The organism is Lentzea sp. NPDC037011, assembly GCF_055607425.1.
On record NZ_JBVJRT010000005.1, the window covers coordinates 104636 to 129958 of the forward strand.

General features: G+C 71.5%; 21 protein-coding genes. 8 read left to right on the top strand and 13 right to left on the bottom strand.

Annotated elements, in window-relative coordinates:
- The gene (locus tag ACZ7CH_RS15950) at nucleotides 1-744 is read left to right on the top strand and encodes an FAD:protein FMN transferase (protein WP_470374236.1); all 744 of its coding nucleotides are present in this window, start codon (nucleotides 1-3) and stop codon (nucleotides 742-744) included.
- 309 nt (nucleotides 745-1053) lie between these two features.
- Here the strand turns inward: ACZ7CH_RS15950 and ACZ7CH_RS15955 are convergent, their stop codons facing one another.
- Entirely contained in the window at nucleotides 1054-2088 is a 1035-nt protein-coding gene (locus ACZ7CH_RS15955; RefSeq protein WP_470369583.1) for an ADP-ribosylglycohydrolase family protein, read from the bottom strand.
- Between the two features lie 103 nt (nucleotides 2089-2191).
- On the opposite strand from ACZ7CH_RS15955, the gene ACZ7CH_RS15960 reads away from it, so the two are divergent.
- Nucleotides 2192-4957, top strand: coding sequence for an AfsR/SARP family transcriptional regulator (locus ACZ7CH_RS15960; protein WP_470369582.1), 2766 nt, complete (start codon nucleotides 2192-2194; stop codon nucleotides 4955-4957).
- 139 nt (nucleotides 4958-5096) lie between these two features.
- Here the strand turns inward: ACZ7CH_RS15960 and ACZ7CH_RS15965 are convergent, their stop codons facing one another.
- Nucleotides 5097-5882 carry an SGNH/GDSL hydrolase family protein gene (locus ACZ7CH_RS15965; protein WP_470374237.1) on the bottom strand — a complete coding sequence of 262 codons (786 nt, stop codon included), beginning with the start codon at nucleotides 5880-5882 and terminating at the stop codon, nucleotides 5097-5099.
- Between the two features lie 194 nt (nucleotides 5883-6076).
- On the opposite strand from ACZ7CH_RS15965, the gene ACZ7CH_RS15970 reads away from it, so the two are divergent.
- Nucleotides 6077-6475 carry a hypothetical protein gene (locus ACZ7CH_RS15970; RefSeq protein ID WP_458429602.1) on the top strand — a complete coding sequence of 133 codons (399 nt, stop codon included), beginning with the start codon at nucleotides 6077-6079 and terminating at the stop codon, nucleotides 6473-6475.
- A 185-nt stretch (nucleotides 6476-6660) separates the two neighbouring features.
- Here the strand turns inward: ACZ7CH_RS15970 and ACZ7CH_RS15975 are convergent, their stop codons facing one another.
- From ACZ7CH_RS15975 to ACZ7CH_RS16000, 6 genes are read right to left on the bottom strand one after another with little or no spacing between them, the layout of a single operon-like run.
- The gene (locus ACZ7CH_RS15975) at nucleotides 6661-7677 is read right to left on the bottom strand and encodes an N-acetylglucosamine kinase (protein ID WP_470374238.1); all 1017 of its coding nucleotides are present in this window, start codon (nucleotides 7675-7677) and stop codon (nucleotides 6661-6663) included.
- 5 nt (nucleotides 7678-7682) lie between these two features.
- Nucleotides 7683-8951, bottom strand: a complete 1269-nt coding sequence (locus tag ACZ7CH_RS15980; RefSeq protein WP_470369579.1) for a 6-phospho-beta-glucosidase — start codon at nucleotides 8949-8951, stop codon at nucleotides 7683-7685.
- Nucleotides 8948-9841 carry a carbohydrate ABC transporter permease gene (locus ACZ7CH_RS15985; protein ID WP_360385336.1) on the bottom strand — a complete coding sequence of 298 codons (894 nt, stop codon included), beginning with the start codon at nucleotides 9839-9841 and terminating at the stop codon, nucleotides 8948-8950. Before ACZ7CH_RS15985 ends, ACZ7CH_RS15980 begins: the two co-directional genes overlap by 4 nt.
- Nucleotides 9838-10812: a carbohydrate ABC transporter permease gene (locus ACZ7CH_RS15990; protein WP_470369578.1), complete on the bottom strand. Its 975-nt coding sequence runs from the start codon at nucleotides 10810-10812 to the stop codon at nucleotides 9838-9840. The genes ACZ7CH_RS15985 and ACZ7CH_RS15990 overlap by 4 nt, the downstream gene beginning before the upstream one ends.
- Before the next feature lie 11 nt (nucleotides 10813-10823).
- Nucleotides 10824-12149 carry an ABC transporter substrate-binding protein gene (locus tag ACZ7CH_RS15995; protein ID WP_470374239.1) on the bottom strand — a complete coding sequence of 442 codons (1326 nt, stop codon included), beginning with the start codon at nucleotides 12147-12149 and terminating at the stop codon, nucleotides 10824-10826.
- Nucleotides 12150-12165: 16 nt separating this feature from the next.
- Entirely contained in the window at nucleotides 12166-13377 is a 1212-nt protein-coding gene (locus ACZ7CH_RS16000) for an ROK family transcriptional regulator (protein ID WP_470374240.1), read from the bottom strand.
- A 127-nt stretch (nucleotides 13378-13504) separates the two neighbouring features.
- On the opposite strand from ACZ7CH_RS16000, the gene ACZ7CH_RS16005 reads away from it, so the two are divergent.
- A complete protein-coding gene (locus tag ACZ7CH_RS16005; RefSeq protein WP_360385344.1) occupies nucleotides 13505-14185 on the top strand; it encodes a DUF3159 domain-containing protein in 681 nt (226 codons plus the stop codon).
- Here ACZ7CH_RS16005 and ACZ7CH_RS16010 read toward each other — a convergent pair.
- Genes ACZ7CH_RS16010 through ACZ7CH_RS16020 form a run of 3 tightly spaced genes read right to left on the bottom strand, consistent with a single transcriptional unit; the run spans nucleotide 14149 to nucleotide 17394 of the window.
- Nucleotides 14149-15528, bottom strand: coding sequence for a class I adenylate-forming enzyme family protein (locus ACZ7CH_RS16010; RefSeq protein ID WP_470374241.1), 1380 nt, complete (start codon nucleotides 15526-15528; stop codon nucleotides 14149-14151). The genes ACZ7CH_RS16005 and ACZ7CH_RS16010 overlap by 37 nt on opposite strands.
- Before the next feature lies 1 nt (nucleotide 15529).
- Complete coding sequence (locus ACZ7CH_RS16015) at nucleotides 15530-16603, bottom strand: 3-dehydroquinate synthase II family protein (protein WP_458429598.1); 1074 nt, start codon at nucleotides 16601-16603, stop codon at nucleotides 15530-15532.
- Nucleotides 16600-17394, bottom strand: a complete 795-nt coding sequence (locus tag ACZ7CH_RS16020; protein ID WP_360385350.1) for a 2-amino-3,7-dideoxy-D-threo-hept-6-ulosonate synthase — start codon at nucleotides 17392-17394, stop codon at nucleotides 16600-16602. Before ACZ7CH_RS16020 ends, ACZ7CH_RS16015 begins: the two co-directional genes overlap by 4 nt.
- Before the next feature lie 206 nt (nucleotides 17395-17600).
- Here ACZ7CH_RS16020 and ACZ7CH_RS16025 point away from each other — a divergent pair, with 206 nt between their 5' ends.
- Complete coding sequence (locus ACZ7CH_RS16025) at nucleotides 17601-18509, top strand: LysR family transcriptional regulator (protein WP_360385352.1); 909 nt, start codon at nucleotides 17601-17603, stop codon at nucleotides 18507-18509.
- Here the strand turns inward: ACZ7CH_RS16025 and ACZ7CH_RS16030 are convergent.
- Together ACZ7CH_RS16030 and ACZ7CH_RS16035 are read right to left on the bottom strand one after the other, a co-directional pair.
- Nucleotides 18504-19427: an N-acetylglucosamine kinase gene (locus tag ACZ7CH_RS16030; protein ID WP_360385354.1), complete on the bottom strand. Its 924-nt coding sequence runs from the start codon at nucleotides 19425-19427 to the stop codon at nucleotides 18504-18506. The two genes, ACZ7CH_RS16025 and ACZ7CH_RS16030, sit on opposite strands and share 6 nt — an antisense overlap.
- Before the next feature lie 51 nt (nucleotides 19428-19478).
- Nucleotides 19479-22289, bottom strand: a complete 2811-nt coding sequence (locus ACZ7CH_RS16035) for a S8 family peptidase (protein ID WP_470374242.1) — start codon at nucleotides 22287-22289, stop codon at nucleotides 19479-19481.
- 113 nt (nucleotides 22290-22402) lie between these two features.
- On the opposite strand from ACZ7CH_RS16035, the gene ACZ7CH_RS16040 reads away from it, so the two are divergent.
- Genes ACZ7CH_RS16040 through ACZ7CH_RS16050 form a run of 3 tightly spaced genes read left to right on the top strand, consistent with a single transcriptional unit; the run spans nucleotide 22403 to nucleotide 25317 of the window.
- A complete protein-coding gene (locus tag ACZ7CH_RS16040) occupies nucleotides 22403-23257 on the top strand; it encodes a fumarylacetoacetate hydrolase family protein (RefSeq protein ID WP_360385358.1) in 855 nt (284 codons plus the stop codon).
- A gap of 4 nt (nucleotides 23258-23261) precedes the next feature.
- Nucleotides 23262-24572 carry an enolase C-terminal domain-like protein gene (locus tag ACZ7CH_RS16045; protein WP_470374243.1) on the top strand — a complete coding sequence of 437 codons (1311 nt, stop codon included), beginning with the start codon at nucleotides 23262-23264 and terminating at the stop codon, nucleotides 24570-24572.
- Entirely contained in the window at nucleotides 24565-25317 is a 753-nt protein-coding gene (locus ACZ7CH_RS16050; protein WP_360385362.1) for an SDR family NAD(P)-dependent oxidoreductase, read from the top strand. Before ACZ7CH_RS16045 ends, ACZ7CH_RS16050 begins: the two co-directional genes overlap by 8 nt.
- Nucleotides 25318-25323: the final 6 nt, after the last annotated feature.

Sequence of the window (25323 nt, forward strand, 5' to 3'; positions counted from 1 at the left end):
GTGCGAACCCTGCGACGCGTCGAGCAGATCATGGGCCTGCCGATCTCGGTGGACCTGCGCGACGGTGACGACGAGCTGGCCGAGCTGGTGTTCGCCTCACTGCGGGACGCGGACGCGCGGTTCTCGCCGTTCAAGCCGGACAGCGAGGTCTCGCGGCTCGACCGGGGCGAGCTCACCGCGCGGGACCTCACCCCGGACCTCGTCGAGGTGCTCGACCTGTGCGACTGGTACGAGACCTCGACCGGCGGCGCGTTCACGGCACGGGTGCCGGGCCGCGGCCTCGACCCGTGCGCGGTCGTGAAGGGCTGGGCCGTGCAGCGCGCCGCCGACCTGCTGCGGGCCGCCGGGGCCGGGCGGTTCTGCATCAACGCGGGCGGCGACGTCGTGGTCGCCGGCGAGCCGGAACCCGGAAAGCCTTGGCGCGTCGGCGTTCGGCACCCCGACCAGGCCGACGCGCTGTGCGCTGTGCTCGGCGTGCGCGACGGAGCCGTTGCCACGTCGGCGTTGTACGAGCGCGGGCAGCACATCCTCGACGGCCGCACCGGCGAGCCGGTGCGCGGGTTGCTTTCGGTCACAGTCGTCGCGGCCGACCTGGCGATCGCGGACACCACCGCCACCGCGGCGTTCTCCCTTGGGAGAGAAGGGATCGAGTGGGCTGCCGCGCAGCCGGACTGCGAGGTGCTCGTCGTCGACGAAGATCGGCGGGTGCACCGGAGTCCTGGACTTCCGGTACACATCTGTTAACATCCCGGCACAACGGGGCTTTGATCTCCGGGGCACATTTCGTTGATCAAGAGCTGACGCGGGGCTCGCGCTCGGGGTGAGACCAGGCCAGCTGTCGACCAACACTCGTGCGAAACGGTCTTGGGTACGCGCTATTCGGGAGCGCGCACCCAAGACCTTTTCTGTGTTCGTCGGCGCTCGCTCGCTCGCGCGGCGAGTTCGTCGAGAAGCCGGTCGTCCGCCCGACTCGCTCGCACCGAAATGGGCTTCGCCGATTCCGGCACGAGCGGGTGACCGGACGACCGGCACGAACTCGCACAACGTTTCCGGTCAGACGTAGCGGTGTTCGTCGAACTCGGCGTTCACCGCGGACCGGCCGAGGTCGCGGCCCATCGTGTCCAGCACGTCCACCAGCTCCAGCCCGACCAGCCAGTCCCGCGGCAGCGCGTCGGTGCCGTGCAGCGCGCCGAGGACGTTCCCGGTCAGCGCCGCCGTCGCGTCACTGCCGCCGGAGTGGTTGGCCGCGGCCCGCATCGCGTCGACGAACTGCACCGGCTTCGGGTGCGTCAGCACGGTGTAGACGGCGATGGCCAGCGCCTCGGGGCCGGTCCAGCCGCTGCCGAGCCGGTCGACCCGCACCGGGGTGGCGCCGTCGTGTTCCTCGGCCAGCACGACCGCGCGGGTCAGCACCGTCGCCGTGTACGTGTCGTCGCGCAGCACCCGGCCGATGACCTGGTCGATCGCCTCGCGCAACGGGCGGCCCTTCACCGCGAGCAGGTGCACCAGCAGCGCCAGCGCGCCACCGGAGACCCAGCCGCCGGTGCCGCCGTGGGTGAGCGCCGCGAACCGGCAGCCCAGGTCGTAGGCGATGGCCGCGGACGGCGCGAAACCGGCGGGCGCGGTGCGGGTGACGCCGTTGCAGCCGGAGGACTCGTTGTGCGGGTTCTCCGGAGTGGACGGTGTCTCGGCGGCCAGCGCGCGCAGGCACGTCAGACCGGGCGAGCGGCTCTCGTAGAGCCGTTCGTCCGCCAGCAGCCCCACCGCGTTGTGCTCAGGGGCCGGTTGCTGCTGGGTGACCAGCCAGCGCCGGTAGCTGTGCCAGACCATGTCCGACGGCTGCCACTCGCCGGTGTGCTTCCCGCGCACCCAGGCGCGCAGGTACCCGTCGGCGGTGAAGAGCGTCAGCTGGGTGTCGTCGGTGACCAGGGCGGGCTTCGGCGGCGCCAGTACGCCCTCGGTGCCGTGTTCGCGCTGGATGTCCGCCCAGCCCAGGTACTGCACCGGTGCGCCGAGCGCATCACCGAGAGCGCCGCCGAGCAGGCACCCGGCGCCGCGGTCAACCACGGAGTTCGGATCTCGCGGCACGGGTGAACAGTAGCGTCCCGCCGACTCGGGCCGCACTTGTATCTGAGACCAGCGGCCGCCCACCTGTACAAGCAACGAGGTCAGGAGCACTTGAGGGAGGGGCATGCGGAGCAAAACCGGACTCGAGTTCGGCGTGCTCGGTCCACTCCAGGTGCTCGCGGACGGCCGGGTGGTCACGCTCGGCCGCCGCGGCATGCGCGGTCTGCTCGCGATGCTGGTGGTCGAGGCGAACCGACCTGTCTCGATCGACCAGATCGTGGACGCGCTGTGGACGGACGCGCCGCCGGCCACGGCCCGCACGATCGTGCACGGCTACGTGTCACGGCTGCGCAGGGTGCTGGAGGAGGCCGACCCGTCGGGCTCCGCGAAGATCCGCACCACGCCGACCGGGTACCAGCTGACCGTCGACCCGTGGCGCCTCGACCTGCACCGCGCCCGGCAGCTCGTGGCGTCGTCGCGCGGCAAGCCCGCCGCCATCAGGGCGGGCTTGCTGCGCGAGGCCCTCGGGTTGTGGCGCGGGCCGGTGCTGGCGGACGTGCCGGGCGACCCGCTGACCTCCGACCTGGAGGAGCTGCGGCTCTCGGCGCTGGAGGAGCGCATCGAGGCCGAGCTGGAGCTGGGCCGCCACCTGGAGCTCGTCGGCGAGCTGCGCGGGCTGTGCACGGAGTTCCCGTTCCGCGAACGGCTCGTCGCGCACAGCATGCGCGCCCTCTACCGGTCCGGGCAGCGGGCCGACGCGCTGGAGGCCTACCAGCGGTTCCAGCGCCGCGCGGTGGACGAGCTCGGCCTCGACCCCGGACCCGAGCTGCGGCTGCTGCAGGAGCAGGTGCTGCGCGACGACCCGGCGCTCAGCCTCCTCGGCGCGGTCGACAGCCGGCCGGTGGCGCCCCGCGCGGGCATCGTCGCACCGGCGCTGCTGCCCGCGTCCGCGTCGCGCCTGTTCGGCCGGGACGACGATCGCAGGTGGCTCGACAACGTCTGCGCGACCAGGAACCTGCTCGCGACGACGGTGGCCGTGCTGACCGGCCCGCCCGGCGTCGGCAAGAGCGCCCTCGCGATCACGTGGGGGCACGAGAACAGCGAGATGTTCCCGCACGGCGTGCTGTTCGCCTCGCTCGGCGACGCCGAACCCGGCGAGGTGCTGACCCGGTTCCTGGTGGCGCTGGGCGTGCCCGCCGACGGCGTTCCCGTCGCCGTGGAGGACCGCATCGGGCTCTACCGCTCCCTGCTCAACCGCCGCCGCGTGCTCGTGGTCCTCGACGACGCGACCGGGTTCGACCAGGTCCTGCCGCTGCTGCCGCCGGGCTCCGGCTCGGTGGTGCTGGTGACCTCCCGCAGCCGGATGGAACGGCTCGTCGTCACCAACAGCGCGCGGGTGCGCAAGCTCGGGCCGTTGGCCGAGGAGGCCGCACGCGCACTGCTCGACGACGTGCTCGGCCGGCCGCTGTCGACGGAGGACCCGGTCGCCGCGCGCAAGCTCGCCGAGCTGTGCGGCGGTCTGCCGCTGGCGCTGCGGGTGGCCGCGGCCAAGCTGGTGATCAGTCCTGCGTGGACGGTCGAGGAGCTGGTGGGGGAGCTGGCCGACGACGGCCACCGGATGCGCGGCCTGGACCTGCCGGAAGCGGGCGTGGGGGTGTCGCGGGCGCTCGACCTGTCGACCCGCGACCTGCCCTCCGAGCTGAGCCAGGTGTTCACCTCCGTCGGCCTCGCGCCCGGCCGCTGGATGTCCTCGCACGCCGTCGCCGCGCTCACCCGCATCCGGGTCGAGTCGGCGCGGGACCGGCTGGAGCGGCTGGTCGAGGTCAACCTGCTGGTCGAACCGTGGCCGGACGGCTTCACGATGCACGAGCTGGTGCGCCTGTACGTGCGCGGCTCCGGCCGCGCGGACGTGGACTCGTTGCGGCGCCTGGTGAACTACTACCTCGTCGCCTGCGACCACGTCCGCCGCGCCATCCGGCCGGCCCGCGACGGCCTGGACTTCGCGCTGGGGGACAACGGGTCCACGTCGCTGCCCGGCTACGACGACCCGGTCGCGTGGTTCGACCGGGAGTGGCCGAACATCGTCGCGGTCGTGCACGCCGCCGCCGAGTCCGGCCTGCACGACCAGGTCTGGCAGCTGGTCCGGATGCTGCACCCCTACGCGACCGTGCGCGCGTTGACCGGCGAGTGGCTCGCGCTGGTCGGTTTCGGCACGGCCGCCGCCGAGGTCACCGGCAGCCGGCTCGGCCAGGTCCTCATGCTCGACACCACCTACGTCACGAACGCCCGGCTGGGCCGCCCGGTGCTGCTGCCCGACGCCCGCCGCGCCCACCGCCTGGCCACCGAGCTGGGTGAACGCCAGTACCTCGTGCTGACGCTAGCGCAGCTCGCGGACGTGCTGTTCCGGCTCAAGCAGCACGACGAGGCACTGCTGCACTTCTGGGAGTCCGTGCAGCTCGCGCAGCAGTCCGGTGACCTGGTCGGCGAGGGCCACGGCCTCAACAACGTCGCCCAGGTCGAACAGGCCCGCGGCCGCGTCGACGTCGCCCTGCGGCACCAGGCGCACGCCGTGGACGTCTACCGCCGCTCCGGCGACCAGCCCGCACTCGTCGACGGCCTCGCGAACCTCGCGGAGCTGCACCTGCAGGCGGGCCACCTCGACGACGCGGAGGCACTGGCCCGGCAGGCCGTTGACCTCGCCGCCGCCGCGGCGATGACCTACACCGAGGGCTTCGCCAGGCAGGTGCTGTCCGGGGTGCTGCTCCAGCGCTCGGAATGGGGTGCGGCCTCAGCGGAGCTGACCGCGGCGCTGCGGCTGTTCGCGCAGGTCAACTCGGCCCGCGTGGTGGAGGTGCGGGCCGCCCTGGACGCGTTGTCGTCCGAGGTTTAGCGGGCGTTTAGTCGACTGGTCCCAAAAAATGGGATGTTGGACGTGCAGGCCGCCGAGTGGGGGAATCACCGAGGGGGCGGCGCCTGCACCGAAGAGGGCCGACCGGCATTCGGGGGAGAGTGCCGGTCGGCCCTCGACGTCACTGCAGGTTCTCCTCGGAGCAGCGGACCAGCGGCAGCAGCTCCGGCCGCTTCGGCGCCAGACCGTCCCCCATGGACTCCCCGCGCAGCTGCCGCCCGATCCACGGCACGACGTGCTCCCGCGCCCACTTCAGGTCGGCCTTGCGCTGGGTCACCCAGTCCGCCTGCTCCAGCACCGGCCACGGCACGTTCCACGCGTGGTCGTCCGCGAGCCCCAGCACCTCGTACGCCTTGAGCGCCACCCGCTGGTGCCCCTCTGGTGACAGGTGCAGCCGGTCCGCGCTCCACGCGCGACGGTCGTGCAGCACGTGCATCGCCCACAGGTCCACCATCCGGCAGTGGTACCGCTCGGCGATCGACCACAGGTGCGTGTTGTAGATCGCGATCTTGCCCCGGATGCTGCGCAGCAGCGGGGTCGACCGCGTGTCGAACCCGGTGAAGATGACGACGTCGCTCCCGGCGGCCCGCAGGTCGGCGACGGCCACCTCGTACACCTCGGCCAGCGCGTCCGGGTCGCTGTTCGGCACGAGGATGTCGTTGCCGCCCCCGCAGAACGTCACCAGGTCCGGCTTGAGCGAGATCGCGAGCGGCACCTGCTCGTCCACGATCTCCTGCAGCATCTTGCCCCTGATCGCGAGGTTGGCGTACCGGAACTCCGGTGCCCGACGGGCGATCATCCCCGCCAACCGGTCCGCCCACCCGAGATAGGTGTCCCCTGGACCGGGATCGTCCATCCCCTCGGTGAAACTGTCCCCCAGGGACACCAGACTGTTCCAGCGCAGCACAACAACCCCCTTTCACCCGCGGCTCCCGTTCGCGGCGACTGGTCAGCATGCACAACCGGCCACCGGTTACGCCACCGTCGGTTGCGGCAGCCCGGGACTCGTCGCAGTGGGTGATGATCCTTTTACCACTCGATCGAGCGAAGCTTGAGGCGGTTCAGGGGGATTCGTCTCTTCCGGTCGCTAGCTTCTGCCGGGTGCGTTCGGTTTTGCCGCTTCCGTCCGTCTCCCTGGGTGTCGCACTCATCACAGCCGCGATCTTCGCCGCAGCGGTGCTGAACCCGGCCCAGGAGACCGCCACACCCCCGTCCGCCCCGGAGGCCGCCGCACCGACCGAGGGCGGCACCCGGCCGCCGATGGAGTTCACGCCCTCACCGGCCGCGACCACGCGGCCCGCTCCCGCGCACCCCATCACCGCCCGGCGTGTCCCCGCGCGGCCCGTGACGCCGCCACCGCACTCCAACCCCGTGGTGCGTCCCGTGGCCCCCACCGCGCGCAGGGCCGTGCCGACCGTGCTGCCGTCGGTGGTGCTGCCGCCGCTGACCTCCCCGCCCGTCGCGCCCTGGCGGCGGACACCGGCTCCGTCGCGGCGCTGACCGTTCCCGCGGCCGGAGCCGGGAACGACGACGGCCCCCGCGGCGACATCGGCGCGTGACGCCGCTGCGAGGGCCGTGGGCCTTCCCGAGGAGAAGCGCCGCCGCCGTTGTCAGCTCCCCCTCGGGAAGGGGTCTTGGGACCGTCTCAGGGGGCGCCGCCGCCGGTCCGCCCCCTGAGACGGGGTCTAGTGGCTGCCCACCGCGACCGCGGAGTCCACCGCGGGCAGGTGGTCGTCGTACGCCGACCGCAGCCGCAGCTCCGCACCCGGTGAGGCGCCGATGGTGTCCAGTCCGAGCAACGCCGCCCCGACGACCGGCGGCAGGTCCACGACCCGCACCTGCGCGAGCGGCGCCACCTCCAGCACCCGCGACCGCACCGGCCCGAGCACCGCCTCACCGGTGCCGGTCATCACGCCGCCGCCGAGCACGACGTCGACGGGTTCGCCGAGCAGGTCGAGCTTGCGCAGCGACACCGTCGAGAGCAGCACGATCTCCTCGACCAGGCGGTCCACCACGGCCTGCGCCACGGCGTCACCGCCGCCCGCCACCTCGAACAGGATCGGGCAGAGGACGTGCGGGTCGAACTCGACCTCCTGGAAGTGCAGCTTCTCGACCACGGCGGCGATCGACCGCTCGCCGTAGTGCGCGAGCAGCGCGGGCAGCAGCTCCGTGCCGGCACCGCGACCGTCCTCTGCGCGCACCGCCAGCCACAGCGCCTGCTCACCCAGGTGACCGCCACCGCCCCAGTCACCGGAGATCTGGCCCAGCGCGGGGAACCGGTGCGTGCGGCCGTCGGCCGCGACGCCCACCGCGTTGATGCCGGCACCGCACACGACCGCGACACCGACACCGGAGGCCGTGCCGGAACGCAGCAGCGCGAACGTGTCGTTGCCGACGACGACGGACTGCGACCAGCCCCGCTCGGTGATCGCGCGGGTCAGGTCCTCCTCCTCGCGCGGCAGGTCCGCGCCCGCCAGGTAGGCGGCTGTGTGCGTGGCGATCGGTTCGTCGGGGTCGAGGCCCGCCAGGGCCGCGGCCTCGCGTGCCAGACCTTCGAACACGTCGAGTCCGCGTTTCATGCCGACGGTCTGCGGCGGCGCACCCGGCCCGCGCACCTGCGCGAGCACCCTGCCGTCCGCGTCGACCAGCAGCACAGCGGTCTTGCTGTTGCCGCCGTCGATCGCGAGCACCCGGTCCGTCATCGTCGTCAGGCTCCCTTCACCCACGGGAGCAGATCGCGGTTCTGCGCGATCAGCTCGTCGGCCAGCCGGTCCGCGATGGCGTGCTGGCCGATCAGCGGGTGGGCGAGCAGTGCGTTCGCCACGCGGTCGCGGCCACCGCGGACCGCGGCCTCCAGCGCCAGGTGCTCGTAGGCGGTCACGTGCGAGATCAGGCCGGAGATCGAAGGCTCCACCGGCCGCACCGGCAACGGCGTGCCACCACTGCCGTCCACAGTGGACGACACCTCGATCACGGCGTCGTCGGGCAGGAACGGCAGCGTGCCGCGGTTCTGCACGTTCACCACGTGCCTCTCGGCACCCGCGCCACCGGTCAGGGCGTGCACGAGCTGCACGGCGGCCTCCGAGTAGTACGCGCCACCGCGCTGCGACAGCTGCTCCGGCTTCGTCACCACCGACGGGTCGCCGTAGATGTCGAGCAGCTCCTTCTCCACCGCGGCAACGACCTCCGCACGCGGCGGCGAGTCGAGCTGCTTCTGCACCACCGCGTCGTGGTTGTAGAAGTAGTTCAGGTAGTACGACGGCACCATGTTCAGCCGCCGCATCAGCGCACCGTCGATGCCGATGTGCTCGGCCAGCCCGTCGACGTGGTCGGCGAGCAGCTCCGGCAGCCGGTCCACACCGTCGACGAAGACGCCGCGTTCCCACGTGAGGTGGTTCAGGCCGACGTGCTCCAGCTCCACGGTGGCCGGGTCCACGCCGAGCAGCGCGGACGTCCAGCGCTGGAACGTGATCGCCACGTTGCACAGGCCGATCGCCTTGTGACCCTCCTGCAGCAGCGCGCGCGTCACGATCCCGACCGGGTTCGTGAAGTTCACGATCCACGTGTCGGGCCCGGCGATGCGCCGCACCCTGTCCGCGATGTCCAGGACCACCGGCACGGTCCGCAGGGCCTTCGCGAGGCCTCCCGCGCCGGTGGTCTCCTGGCCGACGCACCCGCAGGTCAGCGGGAACGTCTCGTCCGAGGCCCGCGCCGTCTGCCCGCCCACCCGCAGTTGCAGGAGGACAGCCGACGCGCCCTCGACGCCTTCTTCGAGCGACGAGGTGGTGCGCACCTTCGCCGGGTGTCCCGCGTGCTCCAGCAGCCGCTGGCTGAACGGCCCGACGAGGCCGAGGCGGTGCTGGTCCGGGTCGACGAGGACGATCTCGTCCACCGCCAGGCTGGTGCGACGGCCGGCGATGCCGTCGATCAGCTCCGGTGTGTAGGTGGACCCGCCACCGACGACGGTGAGTTTCATCCCTTGACCCCCGTGAACGTGATTCCCTTGACGAACGACTTCTGGGCGAAGACGAAGAGGACGACGGCCGGGACCATCGTCAGGAACGTCACCGCCATCGACGAGTTCCACTGCACGATGTGCATGCCCTTGAACGTGGCCAGCGCCAGCGACAACGTCCACTGGTCCTTCACCTCGCCCGTGTAGAGCAGCGGGCCGAAGTAGTCGTTCCAGGTGAAGAGGAAGCAGAACAGCGCGGTGGCCGCGATGCCCGGCTTCGCCATCGGCACGATGATCCGCACCAGCGCCTGGAACTCCGAGCAGCCGTCCACCCGTGCCGCGTCCACGTAGGACTGCGGGATCGTGAGCATGAACTGGCGCAGCAGGAAGATGCTGAACGCGTCGAACAGGAAGTACGGCACGATCAACGGCCACAGCGTGCCCGTCAGGCCCAGCGACGACCACGTGTCGTACAGCGGCACGGCCACGACCTGCGGTGGCAGCATCATCGCGCCGATGACCAGGATGAACGCGACGTTCCGGCCGCGCCACTGGAGCTTCGCCAGCGCGTAGGCGGCGGGGATCGACGAGATCAGCATGCCCGCGGTCGCGAGCAGGGAGTACGTGAGGCTGTTGACCAGGTACTCCAGCAGCGGTGCCTTGTCGAAGACCTCGACGAAGTTCTCCCAGTGCCACTCGCGCGGCCACAGGTTCGAGGTGAACGCCTGGTCGTCCGACATCACGGCGGTGAGGAAGACGAACACGACGGGCGTGGCGAACATCAGGCCGAGCGCGAGACCGATCGCGTGGGTCGCGACCCAGTTGAGGAAGCCCCCGACGTCGCGCTTGCGGCGCGGCTGCTCCGGTTCCGCGGTGACGTCGACCGGCGGTGTGGCCAGTGTGGCGGTCATGCTCCCGGACCCCCTTCCTCAGCCGTGGAGTTCTTGCGCATCCGCTGGACCAGCACGATGGTCACGGCGAACGAGATGATGAACAGGACCGTGGCCATCGCGGCCGCGTAGCCCATGTCGAAGTAGCGGAAGCCCTGCGTGTACAGGTAGACCGGGAACGTCAGCGTGGAGTTGTCCGGGAACCCGAGGTACTTGGTCGACCCCGTCGCGTCCGCAGCGCCCGAGCCGGCCGACCCGGCGACGACCGCCTGCGTGAAGAGCTGCAGCGCGAGGATCACCGAGTTCACGACGCCGAAGAGCAGCACCGGGGAGATCGTCGGCAGCGTGACGTGCCACCAGCGCCGGACCGGGCCGGCGCCGTCGAGTTCGGCGGCCTCGTACTGCTCCTGCGGCACGTCGAGGATCGCGGCCAGGATGATGATCATCAGGTCGCCGGAGATCCACAGCATGATCGCGGTGATGCCGGGCTTGGCCCACGCCGGGTCCGAGAACCACAGCGGCGAGTCCAGGCCGAACCAGCCGAGGACGCTGTCCACCGGGCCGCCGTTGGGGCGCAGCACCATGAAGAACACGAGTGTCGCGGCCACCGGCGGCGCCAGCGAGGGCAGGTAGCAGAGCGTGCGGATCAACCCGACGCCCGACTTCAAGCGAGCGATGACCGACGCCACGCCCAGCGCGAACACGGTCCGCGCGACCGTGAGCACCACGACGAACCACAGCGTGTTCGTGATCGCCTTGACCAGCAAGGGGTCCTTGAACATGAACGCGTAGTTGTCGAGGCCGTTGAACTCCGGCGGGTTGATCAGGTCGTACTTCGTGAACGAGAACACGACCGTGGCGATCAGCGGGTAGCCGAAGAACAGGACGAAGCCGATGAGGGCCGGGGCCATGAACCCGAGCACGGCCAGACGGTGGCGGGCACGGGCCCGCCCCTTGCCGGGGGCGGGCCGGGCGCCGAGCGTGGCGGTCATCTCGTGGACCCCTACTTGCCGCTCTTGGCGATCTGGTCGTCGATGTTCTTGTCGACCTCCTTGAGGCCCGCCGCCAGGTCCGCGACCTTGCCGGACTGGTAGGAGACCGAGAAGTCGGTGACGGCCTTGATGTGCGCGTCACCGATGGGGGTGACGGGGTTGCCCTTGAGCTTGTCGCTCCTGGCGAGCTCGATGAACGTCTTGAACTGCTCGTCCACCTGGAGCTTCGGGCTCTCCATGGCGGCCTTGGTGCTCGGCACGTTCTTGATGGCGTTGGACAGGTCGACGATCGTGTCGGTGTCGAACGTCAGGTGCTTGATCAGCTCCCACGCGGCGCCGGGGTTCTTGGCGCCCTTGGGGATGCCCATGATCGTGCCGGTGGTGAACGCCGTGCCGTAGTCGGCGGGCTTCCACGTCGGGAACGGGGCGGTGCCGAACTTGATCTGCGGTGCCTGCGCCTTGAGGAACGCGGTGCGGTACTCACCGTCGATCATGATCGCGATCTTGCCCTGGTGGAACGCGTGGTCGGCCGAGTACTCCTGGCCCAGGCCCGCGCGGAAGCGCTCGAGCGCGTCGTAGCCGTAGAAGTCGACGAGCTTCTTCTGGAACGTCATCATCTCGGTGAAGCCGGGCGAGGTCGAGAGCGCGGACTTGCCGTCCTTATCCCACTCCGCGCCGAACGACGGCGCGAGGATGGTCGGGCGGTTGGCGTAGAAGCCCATGGTGGGCAGGTAGCCCGCGACCTCGATGTCGCCGTTGGGCGCCTTCTTGGTCGCCTTGACGGCCGCGTCGTAGAGCTCGTCGAGCGTCTTCGGCGGGTTCGTGACGCCGGCGTTCGCCAGCAGGTCCTTGTTGAAGTACATGGCGTACACGTCGGTGAGCATGGGCATCGCGCAGCGGTTGCCCTTGTACTCGGTGTACTCCTGGACCGCGGGGTAGAGCTGGTTCAGGTCGACCTTGTCGCGGTCGATGTAGGCCTTCAGCGGCTGGAACGCTCCGGAGGAGCAGAACTGGCCGATGTTGTCGGTGGTGAACGACAGCGCGACGTCCGGCGTGTTGCCCGACCGGATGCCCGCGGTGATCTTGTCGTCGTCCTGCGAGCCCTCGTGCTTGATCTCGATGTTCGGGAACTTCTTGTTGAACGTCTTGAGGGCCTTCGTGACTTCTTCGAGCTCGCGGTCGGAGTAGTTGCTCCAGACCGTGAGCGTCAGCTTGTCGTCCTTGCCGGGAGCAGCTGCGGCGTCGGAACCGGCGCCGCCACCCTTGCCCGCCGCACATGCGGTGAGGGTCAGCGCTGCGGCGACACAGAGCAAGGCAGCACGGGTGTGCTTGCGCATGTGCACTCCTTCTCGATCAACGTGGGGACCCGGCGACCACGGGGCCGCGGAATGGTGCGGTGGTGGCTGCCGGCAGGCCGAACACCTGCTCGCGCGCGACGGCCAGCGCCGAGTGCAGTGCGCCGGAGCGCACCGGCTTCCCGGTCACCAGCGCCAGCTGCACAGGGGTCCTGGGCACCACCAGTTGCCGCAGCTCCGCGGCAACGAGGTCGTTCAACGTGGTTCCGCCTGCCTGGGCGATGTCGCCGGACAGCAGGACGAGCTCGGGGTCGAGCACCGCGACGACACCGGCCACACCCGTGGCGATGCGCCTGGCGAGGTCGGCCAGGAACTCACGGCCCGCGGGACCCGCGGCCAGCGCCTTGCGCACGGCACCGTGGCCGTTGCGCGCGGCGAGCCCGTGGGCCTTGGCGAGCTTGCAGATCGAAGCACTGCTGAGCAGTTCGCCGTACGTGCCGCCGGAGCGGTCGGTGTCGGTGTCGGCGGTCGCGCGGTCGGGGATCATCAACCCGTCGATCTCGCCCGCGCCACCGGAGGCGCCGCGCAGCAGCACCCCGTTGATCACGACGGCGGCACCGACGAGGTCGGCTGGCCAGATGACGACGAAGTCGCGCACCTCCGTGGCCCGCCCGGCGACCATCTCCTCCAGTGCGACGAGGTTGACGTCGTTCTCGACGCTCACCGACGTCCCGAGCCGCTCGCGCAGCCGGCCTGGCACGTCGAAGCCGTTCCAGCCGGGCAGGTGCGGTGCGTACGCGAGCTCGCCGGTCGCGGGGTTCACCGCACCCGGACAGCCCACCACGACGTGCAGCAGCTCCTCGGGACCCAGACCGGCCTGCGCGCACGCGGTGCCGACCGCGCCGGCGAACGCCTCCACGACGCCGTGCTTGGCGGGCATCGGCGCTTTGTGCTCGGTGAGCACGGCACCGGAGATGTCCGCGATGGCGACGTCGACCGACTCGGGGGTGAGGTCGACGGCGGCGATGTGCGCGAGGGTCCCGTTGACCGACCACAGCTGGGCCCGCGGCCCCCGCCCGCCCCCGCGCAGTCCGTTGCGGACGACGGTGTCGGCGGTCTCGAGCCGGGTGAGCAGCTGTGCGGTCGCCGGCTTGGAGAGACCGATGAGGCCCTCCAACTCCGACCGGGTCAGCGACCCGTTGCGCAGCAGAGCCTCGATGGCTGCGCGGTCGTTGATCTCCCGCAGCAGTCGTGGGCTTCCGGCACGCATTGGGTCAGCTCCTGTCTGTTAACTTTCCAGACGATTTCGTGGAGACGGTAGTGACCTGGTTCACCGCGGTCAATCCCCGATACAGCTCCGTTACCTGACTTAGGCTGACCTAAGGCAGTCTGGGAACATGACCGACGTGCGCCAGGAGTCGCTCGCATCACTGCTCGGAGGCCGAGGCGGCGCCCTCGACGCCTCCCTGCCCCCACTGGCGTTCGTCGCGGGCTGGCTCGTCTGGGGCCACTCGATCGGAGCAGGCGCTGTCGCCGCGGTGCTGTGCGGCGTCGTCATCGGCGTCATCCGCTTCGTGCGCGGCGAGAAACCCCGCGCCGTGGTGCTCTCCGTGCTGCTGGTCGTGGCCGCGGCCCTGATCGCCCTGTACACGGGCCGCGTCGAGGACTTCTTCCTGATCCAGCTGCTGTCGAACGTCGCGTCGGCGCTGGCGTGGGCCGGGTCGACAGCGGTGCGCTGGCCGTTGCTCGGCGTGGTGGTCGGCACCCTGCTGGGGCAGAAGACCCGGTGGCGGCGCGATCCTGCCCTTTTGCGCGCCTACTCGATCGCCTCCTGGCCGTGGGTCGCCCAGTACGTGCTGCGCGTGGCGGTGTTCACGCCGCTGTGGCTCGACGCCCAGGTGTTCTGGCTGGCCACGCTGCGCGCGGCGCTGTCATGGCCGTTGCAGGTCGTGTGCATCCTGGTGTCGGGGTGGGTGCTGCGGAAGGCGCTGCCCTCCGGGCATCCGGGGTTCCGGCACCCGCAGGTGCCGGAACCAGGTGCTCAGCCGGGGTCGGGCAGTGATCGCGCCCGCAGGTAGGACGCGTGGAGCGGCTCCGCGCTCCGCACGACCTTCCCGGTGGGGGTGCGCGGGAGCGCGTCCATCACGTGGATGTGCCGGGGCAGCTTGAACTCGGCGAGCCTCTCCGCGCACCACTCCGACAGGGCGCGCGCGGTGAGCGTCGTGCTCCGGGTGCTCACGTAGGCGCGGATCTCCGGCTGGCCCAGCGCGATGGCCTCGGTCACCTGCGGGTGCCCGCACAGGACCTTCTCCACCTCGGTCAGGTCGACGTTGAAACCGCGCACCACGACCAGCGAGTCGGAGCGGCCGAGCAGGCGCAGTTCGCCGTCGGGCGTGAACTCGCCCCGGTCGCCCGTGCGGAACCAGCCGCCGGAGAAGCGCGACGGGCCGTCCTCGGACAGGTAGGGGGTGGCGGGCAGCGCCACCTCGACCAGGCCGTCGCGGACCCGTGCGGTGACGCCCGGCATCAGCGGGCCGACGGACGGGCGGACCGTACCGCCGACGGCCATGGTCAGCGCGCCGGTCTCGGTGGTGCCGAAGCACTCGCCGACCGGGATGCCGTAGGTGGCCTGGAAGCGGGAGGCGACGTCCTGCGGCATGAGCTCGCCGCCGGCGAACGCCCCGCGGGCCGTGCGCAGCGCGGAAGGATCGGGGGAGGCGGCGAGCAGGTCGAAGTGGAACGGCTGGCCGGTGACGAAGTCGACCTCGAAGTCCCGCGCCTGCCGGAGGATCGCCGCCGCGGTGGGCCTTTCCGCGAAGACGAGGTGCACGCCCGCCGCCAGCGAGTGCAGCAGGCCGCCGACCATGCCGAAGCTGTGAGCGGGGGAGTTCAGCAGCAGCAGGCGTTCACCGCGGCGCACCATGCCCTCGGCGGCCTCGAACCGCGCGACCTCGTCCGCCAGCGACGACGTGCTGCGCCCGATCACCTTCGGCCGGCCCGTCGAGCCGGAGCTGAACTGGACCAGCGGGTGGTCGGTGGCGGCGGGCAGGCCGTCCGCGCGGGTGGTCACCAGGTCGTACCGCTCCTGGAAGCCGGAGGCGGCCGCACCGCTCGGGTGCACGAGGAACTCCGGGCGGGTCAACGAGTGCAGGACGTCGGTCTCGGTCGGCGTCAGGCGGTGGTCGATCGAGATCACCTGCGCACCGTTGCTCCACAACGCGAGCACGGCTTCGAGCTGGCTGAAGCTCGGCGGCACCTGGACGGCGACCGCGCTGCCCTCCCCGATTCCCGCAGCGGCGAAACGACGGGCCTGAGCGGTGACATCGGCGCGCAACAACCCGTGCGTGACCGTGCTGCGGTGGCTGAGGAACGGCACCTCGTCGCCGTGGCGGTGCAGCAGGTCGGTGATGAACGCGCGCATGTCAGGACTCCTTGCAGAACTCGCCGATCGGCAGGCCCACGTGCCGTTGCTCGGTGGCGACGTGGCCGAGGAGCTCGTCACCGGGTCGGAGCTCGGTCACGTTCAGCACCTTGCCACCGGGGCCGAGGACGCGGACGTGCCAGTCGTCCTGGACCATCAGGTCGACCACGACGCCCTCCGGTGAGCGCGCGGTGATCGTGAGCATCGGGCGGGACTCCAGCTTGGCGCGGCCCACGGTCAGCTCGCGAGTGCGGCCGTCGGCGTTGACGGCGAGGACCTTGCTGCCGGACCGCAGCTCGGACAGGTAGTTCGTGCGGTTCGCCGGTCCGAGGACGTACGAGTGCAGCGCGCCCGCGTTGACGCGGAACGGCCGCGTCGGCATGTACGGCAACGGGTGCGTCTCGCTGCAGCACAGCACGAAGCCGGACGAGAAGGAGCCGACGAGGATGCCCTCGTCCTCGGCGAAGTGCGAGGCGGTGTCGACGCAGACGCGGTCGCCCAGACCGTTGTGGGTCAACGCCTCCACGGTGAGCGTGGTCAGCGTCAGCGGCGGGGACGTGGCTTCGAGCAGCCGGGCGAGCTTGAACACGTCGGTGGCGTCGGCGGGGGCCATCAGGACGCCGTCGGAGCCGTGTTCCAGGCATTCGAGGACGATCGCGGCCTCCACGAGGTCGGAGACCACCGTGACCAGCTTGCCGGGGGCGCCGTGCGCGGCCGCGATCACGATCTCCAGGGGGATTTTGGTCGGGTCGGTGAACGTGACGACGGTGTGGTCCAGGCGCTCCGCCGCGGCGCAGGCGAGCTTGAGCGTGCGGTCGTCGCCGACCGTGACGGACGCCGACCGCGTGGGCAGCCGGTCGAGCTCGTCCTGCTCGTCCACCGGCACGACCACGAGGTGCGGGCTCTCGACGGGCTCGTCCGCCAGCAGCACGCGCGTGATCGTGGGAGGGAGGTCGTCGAGCAGCGCGGGATCGTCCGCGACGACTCCGGCCACGCGGCTGTGCACGGCGGCGTCGACCACCGCGGTGCGCTGCGCTTCCGGGACGGTTCTGAGGTCGATCCAGGCGAACTTCACCGGTTCTCCAAGGCTGTCAGTGCGTCGATGAGGCTGGTGTCGGTGGGCGTGTGCACGATCGCCGCGAGCTCCGCGACGAGCTGCATCGGCGTCGGTGAGGCGAAGACCCGCCGTCCCACCGCGAGGCCCGCGCAGCCGGCGGCCATCGCGGCGCGCGCGTGCCCGGCGAGGCTGTGCGAGGAGGCGGCGCCGCCCGCGACGAGCACGGGGAGCGGGCAGTTCGCGACGACGTCCGCCATGTTCTCCGCCGGGTGCGCGAGGTTGGTCTTGACGATGTCCGCGCCCAGGTCCGTCGCGATGTTGACGACGTGCGCCAGCAGGGCCGGGTCGCGCGGGTCTCCGATGCGCGGTCCCCTGGCGTAGATCATCACGACCAGCGGGACGTTCCAGGCGTCGCACGCCGCCGCGACCGTACCCAGGTCGGCCAGCTGACGCGCCTCCGTGTCGGAGCCGATGTTGACGTGCACGCTCACCCCGTCGGCACCGAGCCGCAACGCCTCGTCGACCTCACCGACGAGCACCTTGGCGTTGACGTCGGCCATGTGCGCGGTGCCCGCGCTGAGGTGCACGATCAACCCGCAACCGCCGAGCACGGCCGGGTCGATGGTGCGCACGCGTCCTTTGTGGACTATGACCGCGTCGGCGCCGCCCTGCACGACGGCGCTGATCAGGTCGTGCCACCGGTCCCTCGGCACGACCGGGCCGTCCGAGACGCTGTGGTCCAGCGGTACGAAGAGGTACCTGTCGTCTTGCTGACGGGAAAGGCGTCGCAGCCGCAACGCTTTCCTCATGGCCTCACCCCTGGTGTCATCCGGTGGTCGACAGCAGCCTGAGGCAGCCGGTGCGCGCAGCGGTAGGTGTGAGGTTCCGATAACTCCCGGTTTATCGGCCGAACGGAGCAATCCGAGGGTCGGCGCGGGCCGCAGAAAGGTCATTTGGTGACACCCGCGTGGCCGTGTTTGTCGCTCCTCCACTGCCCTAGGCTTCGTCAGTGCGAATGGAGCTCAGACATCTGCACGTGGTGCTCGCCGTGGCGAGTGCGGGCAGCATCACCAGGGCCGCCACGCAGCTGAAGATCGCGCAGGCCGGACTGACAGCCCAGGTGCGCAGGATCGAGGCGAGCCTCGGCGGGCCGTTGTTCCTGCGTCGCACCGACGGCGTCGAGCTGACCGAACTGGGCCGCCACGTCGTGCTGCGGGCTCAGGACCTGGTCGAACGCTTCGACGACCTGATCGTCACCTCGCACCGGCTGGTGCGGCGGGGTGACTCGGGCATCCGGCTCGGTGGCGTGGCGGGGTCGCCCACCGGGCTGCTGGTCGGGGCCGTGCGCGAGGTGCTGCCCGGCTTGCCGCAGACCACGCACGTCGAACGCGGCGGCGACACCGTGCTCGAGCTCGTGTGCACGGGCGAGCTGGACCTGGCCCTGGTGGTGGAGTTCCCGCGCAGCCCACTGCGGTTTCCCGAAGCGATCGGCCTGCGCGGTGTCGTGACGGAACGCATGCTGATCGGCGTCCCGGTGGGCCACCGGCTGTCGGGCCGCAGCGAGGTGCGGCTGTCCGAGCTGGCAGGGGAGGAGTGGGTCGTGCCGGACGAGAACCACGGCGGCCGGCTCAACCTCGAACAGGCCTGCGAGGCCGTCGGGTTCACGCCCCGGTGCGCGCACTTCGGTGCCGATGCCGCGGTGGCCGCCGACCTGGTGCGGTCGACCGGTGCCGTGGCGGGGTTCTTCCCCGGCCAGGACGCGCCGGGCGTGCTGCTCAAACCGATCACCGGCAACCCGCTGTACCGCCGGATCACGCTGGTGTGGAACGACGACGCCGCCGAGCACGTGGACGACGTGCACGCCGGGCTGCTCCGGGCCTACCGCGAGCGGACACCGCACTCGGGCAGGCTGCTGGCCTCATGACCGGCTGGGCCGCGGCGCGTCCGGGCCCAGCACGTCCACCGCCGCCAGCCAGGCCGCCCCCACGGCCCCTTCCGTCGCCATGATCACCTGCGCACCGCACCGCCCCTGCAGCTCCTGCTTCAGGTGCACCCCCACCGGTGTCTTGATCAACGAACCCACCAGCACGATCGGCGACGTGTCCTCCGGCGCGCGCACCGCCGAGGCCATGTCCGCCAGCAACCGCGCCGCCGACGCCACGATCGACAGCGCCGCCGGGTCCCCGTGGTGGTAGGCGGCCGACACCAGCGGGGCGAAGCGCGCGAGGGCGATCGGTGGCGAGGAGTTCACCGCGGTGATCAACGCACCGCGCCCGCGCACCCCCGCCGTCGTCAGCACCGCGGTGGCCAGCCCCTCCAGCGGCGCGTCCAGGTCCAGCAGGCGCACCGTGGCGCGGACGGCCTCGCGGCCCAACCAGAACGCGGAGCCGTCGTCGCCGAGCAGCCAGCCGTAGCCGCCGGACTGGCCGACCATGCGGTGGTCCACGATGCGGCCCGCGATGGAGCCCGTGCCGGCGACCAGCACGGTGCCGTCGGCGGAGGAGGTGCCCGTGGCGAACGCCGCCTCGCAGTCGGTGACCACGCGCATCGGGCAGTGCAGGCCCGCGCGTTCCCAGGCCTCCTCGAACAGGGCCGACACCGCCGGGTCCGACATCCGGGAGGCGCCTGCCATGCCCAGGACGCCGGAGCGGACGCGGCGGGTGTCGAGGCCGTCGAGGGCCTCCTTCAGGGCCTCGCCGATGTGGGCCGCGGCGAGGGCGGGTGGGTGCGAGTTCGGGTTCGCGCCGCCGGCGAGGCCCTGGCCCAGCCGGGCGCCGCCGAGGTCGAGCACCACTGCCCTGGTGGACGTGCCACCGGCGTCCAGACCGACCACGAGATCCATGACGACCGAGTATGCCGAGGTCAGGCCACCGGTGGCACGCCCAACCGGGTGTCACCCGGCCAGTGCGCGGTCACCCGTCGCGTTGTGGTGGAAGAACACCAGGGTGCCCGGCGGAACTCGATCACCCGGATGGACCACAGTGGACAGTGAAGGGACCTCGGTCCCGTAGGCGAAGACGGCAGGCTCGGTCACGTCCACGAGCTCGTCGGCGTCGGCGGGCGCGGGGTAGCGGCTGGCCACCGCCACCGTGTACGTCACCGGGCCGGTCGGCAGCACCGAGCGCGACACCGGCAGCACCACCACGTCGCTGTCGAAGAGGTTGGTGTCGGTGGAACCGGCCAGGCCGTTGAGGGGCTGTTCGTCCACCACCTCGTCGGAGGCGACGTCGGTCGTGCGCGCGAGCCACACGTCCGCCGTCACGGTGCCGTCCGCGCCCTCCTGCTTGACCGCCTCGGTCAGGAACTCCTTGCCGCCCACCGTGAACCGCACCCGCGGCCGGGTGTTGCCGCCCTGGTTCTGCCACGTGTCCCAGGTCGCGACGCCGAACGCCAGCAGCTCCGGCGTCGCGGTCGCGCCGGCGTACCGCAGGTCGGCGCCGCGGGCCGTCCGGTTCGCGGTGCAGCCGTCGCGCACCTCCGGGGTGCACGCGGGCAGCCGCGGTGAGCGCGCGCCCAGTTCCAGCACGGTCATGCGCGCGACGAACTCGCCCTGGTCCAAGCCCTGCCCGGTGACCCGGCCGGACGACACCGACAGCCGCGACACCGGTTTCGGCGCCGCGTAGACCGGTACCTGCAACGACCGGTCGCCGGTGAACCGCACGAGCCCGGACGCCTCCGCCAGGAACTGCCGGCCGTCGGCCAGCGACACGCTCGGGTCCGGTGTCTTGCGCAGCGCCGCCGGGTTCGTGATCCGCAGCTGCACCCGCACGGGCGCCGACCCGCCTGCGGGCACCACTACGAACGGCGACACGGAGAACGCCACCCCCGGCACCTTCGTGATCGGCTCGTAGAACGGGTTCAGCCGCACCGGTTCCGTGCCCTTGTTGACCACCCGCAACGTCCGCGTGGCCTGCACCGGCCCGTCCACCTCGACCGTGCCGAACGACGCGTCGCCCAGCACCAGCACGTCCGCGCCGAGCGCAGCCAGCCCGTCCACCCGGCCGGAACCGACCCGCATCGGCGCCTCCCGCACGCCGGACGCGGACCGGACCACCCCGGAGGCCGTGTTCACCAGCGCGGCGCGGATCTCCTCGACCGTCCACCGCGGATGCGCCTCGCGCAGCAGGGCCGCGATGCCCGCCACGTGCGGCGACGCCATCGACGTGCCGCCCATCGACACACCGTCCGAGGCGGTTCCCGAGGCCGCGGAGAAGATCGTGTCACCGGGGGCGGCCACCGAGATCGCCGACCGCGACCGCGACGACGAGGGCGTGATCGTGTCCTCGATCTCCGGCGTCACCGACGGCACCGCGCGCTTCAGCGACGACGCCAGGCGCACCGTCAGCGTCCCGGCCTCCAGCGCGGGCCGCAGCGCCGTGGCCGCGGCCGCCGTCAGCTGGAACGCCGGGATGTGCGCGTTGCCCGCGATGCCGGCCGCGAACGCCGGCAACGTCGTCGGCAGCAGCACCCCGGCCGCGCCGGCCTGCCACGCGTTGTCCGTGCGCGGACCGGAACCGCAGGCGCGCGTCGCGTCGTCGTCGTCCCACTCCAGCCAGACGAGCTTGCCGGCCAACGGCTCGCTGATCGGCTCGCAACCGTCCACACCGGACTTCAGCCGCACCACCGGCAGCGTCAGGTCGATCGGGTCCTTGTAGCCGATGCTGTACTGGCCCGGCCACCGCTGTCCCAGCGCCTCGACGCCGTCGAGCACCTCGCCCGCGTCCCTGCTGTTCGCCACGGAGATCACGCCCGGCGCGTTGCCCGGCGACCCGGACACGTCGTAGAGGTCGCCGCCGTTGCCCGCCGCCGCCACCACGACCACGCCGTGCTCGACCAGCTTGCGCACGAACAGCGAGTCGGGGTCGTCCGGTGCGCCGAAGTTGCTGCCCAGCGACAGGTTCACCACGTCGAGCTTGTCGGAGAAGTCGCCGTCACCGTTCGGGTCGAGCGCCCAGTCCAGCGCCTTCGCGGTCAGTTCGGTGGAACCCCGGCAGCCGAACACCTTCAGCGCGTACAGCAACGCCCGCGGTGCCGTTCCCGGCCCGATCCGCATCGAGTCGAGGTCGACCGACGAGTACGAGCCGCGGTAGGTCGAGCCGTCGGCGTTCACGCCGAACCCGGCCGCCGTGCCGGCCACGTGCGTGCCGTGGCCCTGGCAGTCCAGCGGGTCCGCGTCCGGCACCGGCGGGGCCTTGCCCGCGGTGTAGGCGTCGCCCGCGAAGTCGTACCCGCCGACCACCTTGGCCGTGGGGAACGTGCCGCCGCCGAAGTCCGCGTGCCGGTAGTCGATGCCCGTGTCGATCACGCCGATCCGGACGCCCTCGCCGAGGCGGCCGAGCGACCGCCAGACGTCGGAGGTGCGGGTGAGCCGGACGGCGGAGGCGTTGGACGGCTCCTTCGGGACCATCCGGTGGACCGCGCGGACCTCGGGCATCCGCGCCAGTTCCGACAGGTGGGAACGGCCGACCGCGAGGACGACGCCGGGCACCGCGTTGGTCGTTCGCGCAACCTCCTTCCCACCGGACCGGGACACGACCCGCGACACGTGCTCGGAGATCCGCTCCCGTGCGGAACGCGCCTGAGAAGCGTCCCTCGACTCGACCGCCGGGGCCGAGGTCAGCTCGACGAAAACGGTTACATCCGGCGGCGAAGCAACGGGTGTCAGCAGCGCGCCCACCAGGAGTGACGCGATGGCCAAATTCATGATCAACCTCTCCTAGTCATCGGACGACTTCACGTCAGGGCCTAGACGCGAGTGCCTCGGCAGGGCTATACATCCGATGTATTTCGTGCGGTGTGAGCAGAGGAGGAACCGCCGTGCAGCTTCTGCGGCTCGGACCGGTCGGCGCTGAACGTCCCGCGGTGAGGACCGGCGACGGGACGACGTACGACCTCCTGCCGATCACCCCCGACATCGACGGCGGCTTCCTCGCCGACGGCGGTGTCGCCCGCGTCCGCGCCGCCCTCGACGCGGGCGAGCTCCAGGCGCTCGACACCGAGGGGGTGCGGGTCGGAGCGCCGCTCGCGCACCCCGGCAAGATCATCTGCATCGGCCTCAACTACCGCGACCACGCGGAGGAGACCGGCGCCGACATCCCCGGCGAACCCGTGGTGTTCCTCAAGACGCCGGACACGGTCGTCGGACCGTACGACGAGGTGCTCGTGCCCCGCCGGTCGGTGAAGACCGACTGGGAGGTCGAGCTCGGCGTCGTCATCGGGCGCACCGCCCGCTACCTGGAGTCCGAAGAGGACGGCCTGGCGTGCGTCGGCGCGTACGTGCTCTCGCACGACGTCTCGGAACGCGAGTTCCAGATCGAGCGCGGCGGCACCTGGGACAAGGGCAAGAACTGCGAGACGTTCAACCCGCTCGGCCCCTTCCTCGTGCCCGCAGACGAGATCGCCGACCCGCAGGACCTCGCGATGCGGCTCTGGGTGAACGGCGAGCTGAAGCAGAACTCCACCACCAAGAACATGATCTTCCCGATCGCGGAGGTCGTGCGCTACCTCAGCCAGTTCCTCGTCCTTCGTCCGGGTGACGTCATCAACACAGGTACACCCGCTGGGGTGGCGCTCGGCCAGCCCGAGCCCAAGCCGTACCTGCGCGCCGGCGACGTGGTCGAGCTGGAGATCGAGGGCCTCGGCAAGCAGCGGCAGACCCTCGGGCAGGCCTGAGCCCATGCCCACGATCACCGCACTGGACGTGCTCGACATCCGCTTCCCGACCTCGCGCGAGCTCGACGGCTCCGACGCGATGAACCCCGACCCCGACTACTCCGCCGCCTACGTCGTGCTGCGCACCGACGACGGACCGGAGGGCCACGGGCTCGCGTTCACCATCGGCCGCGGCAACGACGTGCAGGCCGCCGCGATCAAGGCACTGGCCCCGCACGTCGTCGGCAAGGCCGTGCCGGAGACCGCGCAGGCGCTGGGCGAGCTGTACTTCGAGCTGATCGGCGACTCGCAGCTGCGCTGGCTCGGCCCGGAGAAGGGCGTGGCGCACATGGCGATCGGCGCGGTCGTCAACGCCGCGTGGGACCTCGCCGCCCGCCGCGCCGGGCTGCCGGTCTGGCGGTTCCTCGCCCGCATGACACCCGAGGAGGTCGTCGGGCTCGTCGACTTCCGCTACCTCTCCGACGCGCTGACACCGGACGAGGCGCTGCGGCTGCTGCGCGCGGTCGAGCCCGGCAAGGCAGAACGCGCGGAGTCCGTTGCCCGCGACGGATATCCGGCCTACACGACGTCACCGGGCTGGCTCGGCTACTCCGACGAGAAGCTCGCGACGCTCGCCCGCCAGGCCCTCGCCGACGGCTTCGACATGATCAAGCTCAAGGTCGGCGGCAGCCTCGACGACGACGTGCGGCGGATGAAGCTCGCCCGCGAGGTCGTCGGCGACGAGGTGCGGGTCGCGGTCGACGCGAACCAGCGCTGGGACGTCGGCACCGCGGTCAGGTGGATGCGCGAGCTGGCACCGTACGACCCGTACTGGATCGAGGAGCCCACCTCACCGGACGACGTGCTGGCCCACCGCGCCATCGGCGAGGCGCTCGCCCCGATGAGGATCGCCACCGGCGAGCACGTGCAGAACCGCGTGGTGTTCAAGCAGCTGCTGCAGGCCGGAGCGATCGACGTGCTGCAGCTCGACGCCTGCCGGGTCGCCGGTGTGAACGAGAACATCGCGATCCTGCTGCTGGCCAAGAAGTTCGGCGTGCCGGTGTGCCCGCACGCCGGCGGTGTCGGCCTGTGCGAGCTGGTCAGGCACCTGTCGTTCTTCGACTACGTCGCCGTCTCCGGTGAGGTCGGCGAGCGGGTGATCGAGTGGGTCGACCACCTGCACGAGCACTTCCTCGACCCCGCCGTCGTCGAGAACGGCCGCTACCTGGCACCCACGGCGCCGGGGTTCTCCGCGCAGCTCAAGGACGAGACGCTCGTCGACTACGCGTACCCCGGAGGTCCCGTGTGGACGGAACTGGAGCGCGCGGATGACTGACTTCGAAGGCCTCGTCGCCGTCGTCACGGGCGGTGCGTCCGGCATCGGCCTCGCCACGGCGACCCTGCTGAGCAGCAGGGGAGCGACCGTCGCGGCGCTGGACCTCAACCCGGACGTGCCCGAGCCGCTCACCGGCATCCGCGCGGACGTCTCCGACGACGAGAGCGTGCGGGCCGCCGTCGACGAGGTCGTGCGGCGGTTCGGGCGCCTCGACGTGGTCGTGAACAACGCCGGCATCGGCGCCCAGGGCGACGTGGCCGGCAACTCCGACGAGGAGTGGCTGAAGGTCCTGAACGTCAACGTCCTCGGCATCGTCCGCGTCACCAGGGCCGCGCTGCCGCACCTGCGCAACTCGCCGGCAGCGGCGGTCGTGAACACCGGCTCGATCGCCGGGTGGTCCGGGCTGCCGCAGCGCGCCCTCTACTCGGCCAGCAAGGGGGCGGTGCACGCGGTGACCCTCGCGATGGCCGCCGACCACCTCCGCGAGGGCATCCGCGTCAACGCGGTCGCCCCCGGCACCGCGGACACCCCGTGGGTGGGCCGCCTGCTCGACTCGGCACCGGACCCGGCCGCCGAACGGGCCGCGCTGGAGGCCCGCCAGCCGCACGGCCGGCTCGTCTCCGCCGACGAGGTCGCGGGTGCGATCGCCTACCTGGCGAGCCCGCTGTCGGGTTCCACCGCCGGCACGGTCCTCGCCGTCGACGGCGGCATGTACGGCTTGCGCCTGCGTCCCCAGCAGCAATGAAAGGCA

Excerpts from the sequence above, each read along its gene's own strand:
- ACZ7CH_RS16020 (WP_360385350.1), bottom strand. The coding sequence starts at position 17,394 with ATGAGGAAAGCGTTGCGGCTGCGACGCCTTTCCCGTCAGCAAGACGAC.
- ACZ7CH_RS16025 (WP_360385352.1), top strand. The coding sequence starts at position 17,601 with ATGGAGCTCAGACATCTGCACGTGGTGCTCGCCGTGGCGAGTGCGGGC.
- ACZ7CH_RS15985 (WP_360385336.1), bottom strand. The coding sequence starts at position 9,841 with ATGACCGCCACACTGGCCACACCGCCGGTCGACGTCACCGCGGAACCG.
- ACZ7CH_RS16050 (WP_360385362.1), top strand. The coding sequence starts at position 24,565 with ATGACTGACTTCGAAGGCCTCGTCGCCGTCGTCACGGGCGGTGCGTCC.
- ACZ7CH_RS15990 (WP_470369578.1), bottom strand. The coding sequence starts at position 10,812 with ATGACCGCCACGCTCGGCGCCCGGCCCGCCCCCGGCAAGGGGCGGGCC.
- ACZ7CH_RS16030 (WP_360385354.1), bottom strand. The coding sequence starts at position 19,427 with ATGGATCTCGTGGTCGGTCTGGACGCCGGTGGCACGTCCACCAGGGCA.
- ACZ7CH_RS15995 (WP_470374239.1), bottom strand. The coding sequence starts at position 12,149 with ATGCGCAAGCACACCCGTGCTGCCTTGCTCTGTGTCGCCGCAGCGCTG.
- ACZ7CH_RS15975 (WP_470374238.1), bottom strand. The coding sequence starts at position 7,677 with ATGACGGACCGGGTGCTCGCGATCGACGGCGGCAACAGCAAGACCGCT.
- ACZ7CH_RS16005 (WP_360385344.1), top strand. The coding sequence starts at position 13,505 with ATGACCGACGTGCGCCAGGAGTCGCTCGCATCACTGCTCGGAGGCCGA.
- ACZ7CH_RS16045 (WP_470374243.1), top strand. The coding sequence starts at position 23,262 with ATGCCCACGATCACCGCACTGGACGTGCTCGACATCCGCTTCCCGACC.
- ACZ7CH_RS16035 (WP_470374242.1), bottom strand. The coding sequence starts at position 22,289 with ATGAATTTGGCCATCGCGTCACTCCTGGTGGGCGCGCTGCTGACACCC.
- ACZ7CH_RS15980 (WP_470369579.1), bottom strand. The coding sequence starts at position 8,951 with ATGAAACTCACCGTCGTCGGTGGCGGGTCCACCTACACACCGGAGCTG.
- ACZ7CH_RS16010 (WP_470374241.1), bottom strand. The coding sequence starts at position 15,528 with ATGCGCGCGTTCATCACCGACCTGCTGCACCGCCACGGCGACGAGGTG.
- ACZ7CH_RS16000 (WP_470374240.1), bottom strand. The coding sequence starts at position 13,377 with ATGCGTGCCGGAAGCCCACGACTGCTGCGGGAGATCAACGACCGCGCA.
- ACZ7CH_RS15960 (WP_470369582.1), top strand. The coding sequence starts at position 2,192 with ATGCGGAGCAAAACCGGACTCGAGTTCGGCGTGCTCGGTCCACTCCAG.